Below are 2190 nucleotides of genomic sequence, written 5' to 3'. Positions count from 1 at the left end.
CCCGCCGCGACCGCCGCTGTCGTCGCGGCCGTCGCGTGCCGGCTCCGGGTGTCCCAGCGGTCCGCGCGCGCGGCGAGCTCCTCGGCGGTGGCGTCGGTGACGTCGGCGACCTCCGGCGGCGGGGGCGCCTGGGCCGCCCGGACGACCCGGAGCACCTCGCCGTCGCGCAGCTCCTGGGCGAGGCAGTCCTGCGCGAGGTCGACCTGCTCCCCCGTGACCCGGACGAGGCTCACCGACCCGGTCGCGCCGTCGGGCTGCTCGTCGAGCAGGTCCAGGAGCGGGGGCAGCATCGCGGCGAAGCCCTCGTCGGAGGGGACGACGACGTCGGCCCGGCGGGCGGACCCGACGAGGGTCAGGCGGGTCCAGCGGCTCACGGGGCGGCCTCCGTCGCGGTGGTGGCGTCCGGCGTGGTGGTGGTCGGCGTGCTGGTGGCGTCCGCCGTGGTGGTCGGGGCCGTCGCCCCGGGCCGGGCGGCGCCGGCGTTCGCCTGGAAGAAGGAGTACCCCGCGCACCCGGCGCAGACGACGGCGGCCACGACGACGCTGCCGACGAGGCGCTTGACGTTGTCGGTGGTCGTGCGGCGGGCGCGCAGCTCGCCGTGGACGAACGCGGCCCGCAGGCGGGCGCGGTGCACCCGGACCGACTCGAGCAGGACGGCGTCGTCGACGCGCTGCTCACTCAGGCGCTGCTCGTTCGAGCGCTGCTCGTCGAGGCGCTGCTCAGCCACCGAGCACCCCCTCCCACGGCCCGCCGGCCTGGCCGAGCACGGCGCGCACGCGGTCGCGGCCGAGCGCGTCGAGGACGGCGTCGAGCGCGGCCCAGCCGGGCTCGGTGAACGTGCCGAGCGGGAAGTACAGGCCCGGCACGCGCGGCCGGCCGACGACGCGCGCGCCGAGGCGGTCGCCGAGGTCGCGGACGTCGAGGCCGAGGTCCCGCACCCCGGGCGGCCCCACGAGCATCCCGAGCGGCGTGGGCGGCGCCTCGAGCACGGACGGGAACGTGAGGTCCCGCCGTCCGGTGCGGGCCAGGACCAGCCCGAACAGCGGCAGCTGCTGCGCGCCGAAGGCCGCCATGACCTGCGGCAGGCGGTCGACGACGGCGCGCGCCTCGTCGCTGCCCGGCGCACCCACGGCGACGAGGAGCTGGGTCGTCTCCTCCAGCCCGTGCTCGGTGCGGGCGGTCCGGATGGTGCCGATGACGGGCCGCTCCGGGGACCCCGCCACCATGACCGTCGTCTCGCGCGGCATCCGGCCCCGGGCGAGCTCGGTGAGCCGCGTGCGGTCCCACGCGACGACGGCGGGCTCGTGCGCTCCCCAACCCCGCGGCGGGGCGCCGGTGAGCTCCTGCGTGAGCAGCTCGGCGGTGCCGCCGAGCACCGTGGTGGGGGCGGCCTTGTGACGCACCGACTGGGACAGGAGGAGCTGCACGGCCTCGGCGCGCTGCGGACGCAGGAAGCGCACGGCGACGTCGTCGGCGGACCCGACCCGCTCGCCGGAGACCGCGTCGGCGACGCGCGCGAGGCGTCGGCCGTCGAAGCCGTCGCGCAGGGTGCCGTCCGTCGCCCGCACGACCCAGTGCCCGCCGGCGTCGCGCAGGGCCTCGCGCAGCGGATAGGTCAGCCGGGTCACCTCGTCGCTGACCAGGACCACCGGGCGTCGCGCCGCGCTCGCCTGGAGCAGGAGGTCGGCGCGGGCCTCGCTGAGGTAGGCGACCTCGGCACGCGTCTCCGTCAGGACGCCGTGGCCGTTCGAGGCGTCGACGGCGGGGTGCGGGGCGCTCGCGGCAGCGGTCATGCGACCCCGCCCGGCCCGGCCGGCGCGACCTCGAGCACGAAGCTGCGGTGGCCCAGGTGCACCTGCTGGCCGGGCAGCACCTGCTCCTCGAGGTCCTGCCCGACGGTCCGGCGTCCGGTCGCGTCCTGGACCGCGGTGCCGTTGGTGGATCCCCGGTCCACGAGCCAGCCGACCTGCCCGTCCCAGCGCAGGCGGGCGTGGGTCTTGGAGACGGAGCGCGCGAAGTCGTCCATCGACACGAGCACCTCGACGACCTCGTCCGGGCGCGGCTGCGGGCGCCGCCCGAGGAGCGCGACGGTGCGCACCTCGATGCGCTGCCCGTCGTCGAGCACGATGACGGCCGGCGGCGCGGGCGGCCCCGGCGACACCGGAGGCGGACCGGCGGCCGGCGCCGGTG

General features: G+C 78.1%; 4 protein-coding genes. All 4 read right to left on the bottom strand.

Features of this window, described 5'->3' with window-relative positions:
• Window positions 1–374 (bottom strand): EsaB/YukD family protein (locus N866_RS18310; RefSeq protein WP_034229428.1); only part of this gene is annotated, 374 nt, incomplete at its 3' end.
• Window positions 371–727, bottom strand: coding sequence for a hypothetical protein (locus N866_RS22210; RefSeq protein ID WP_216699491.1), 357 nt, complete (start codon window positions 725–727; stop codon window positions 371–373). The genes N866_RS18310 and N866_RS22210, both read right to left, overlap by 4 nt.
• Entirely contained in the window at window positions 720–1793 is a 1074-nt protein-coding gene (locus N866_RS20150; protein ID WP_052023252.1) for a DUF6177 family protein, read from the bottom strand. The genes N866_RS22210 and N866_RS20150 overlap by 8 nt, the downstream gene beginning before the upstream one ends.
• The coding region (locus N866_RS18295) for an FHA domain-containing protein (protein ID WP_216699490.1) at window positions 1790–2190 on the bottom strand (401 nt) is incomplete at its 5' end. The genes N866_RS18295 and N866_RS20150, both read right to left, overlap by 4 nt.

It is taken from the genome of Actinotalea ferrariae CF5-4 (assembly GCF_000603945.1).
Classification (GTDB): Bacteria; Actinomycetota; Actinomycetes; order Actinomycetales; family Cellulomonadaceae; genus Actinotalea; species Actinotalea ferrariae.
Note: the sequence above shows the minus strand (reverse complement) of the source record. Positions and strands in the feature narration are given on the sequence as shown.